The sequence below is a fragment of the Cobetia sp. 5-11-6-3 genome (assembly GCF_013374055.1).
Taxonomy (GTDB): Bacteria; Pseudomonadota; Gammaproteobacteria; order Pseudomonadales; family Halomonadaceae; genus Cobetia; species Cobetia marina.
Genome location: NZ_BLWJ01000026.1, coordinates 1 through 642, shown reverse-complemented (window position 1 = coordinate 642; position 642 = coordinate 1). Strand labels below are relative to the sequence as shown.

General features: G+C 65.3%; 1 protein-coding gene. It reads right to left on the bottom strand.

Going from position 1 to position 642, the window contains the following annotated elements; genetic code table 11:
• Window positions 1–642 (bottom strand): Ig-like domain-containing protein (locus HXS66_RS17250; protein ID WP_176504176.1); only part of this gene is annotated, 642 nt, incomplete at both ends.

The window sequence follows — 642 nt, the reverse complement described above, 5'->3', positions numbered from 1 at the left end:
TTGGTGCTGTCGCCATTGGCGAGGGAGCCGGTCACGGCTTCCACATTATCCGTGGCGGAGGCGATGGTCGGCGCATTCGGGGCGGTGACGTCGGCATCTTCCGGGACCACCAGTGTGTCGGAAGCCGGGCTCTCATTGCCTGCAGCATCGGTGACGGTAGCCGTCAGCTCGGTGCCGGCATCCTGCTCGGGAGATAGCGCGACCGAGAAGTTGCCATCGGTGTCGACCTCAGCAGAGGCCAGGACGTCGCCAGCAGCATTGGTGATCTCGACCGTGGTACCGGCTTCACCGGTCCCGGCGACGGTGATGCCATCGGTCTCAGACAGAATCGGCGCATCCGGCGCGGTGGTGTCGACGGTGAGCGTGAAGTCGGCAGACGGTGCACTTTCGTTGCCCGCGGCATCGGTGGCGGTGACGCTGAAGACGTGTTCGCCATCGGCGAAGGCAGTCGCCGGTGTGAAGCTCCACGTGCCGTTGCTGTCAGCGATGGTGGTGCCGATCACTTCACCATTGTGGGTGAGGGTCACGGTGCTGCCGGCTTCGGCGCTGCCGGTCAGCGTCGGAGTCGCATCATTGGAGCTGTCGCCATCGGCGAGGGCGCCGGTATCGGCTTCCACGTCATCGGTGGCAGATGCGATGGTC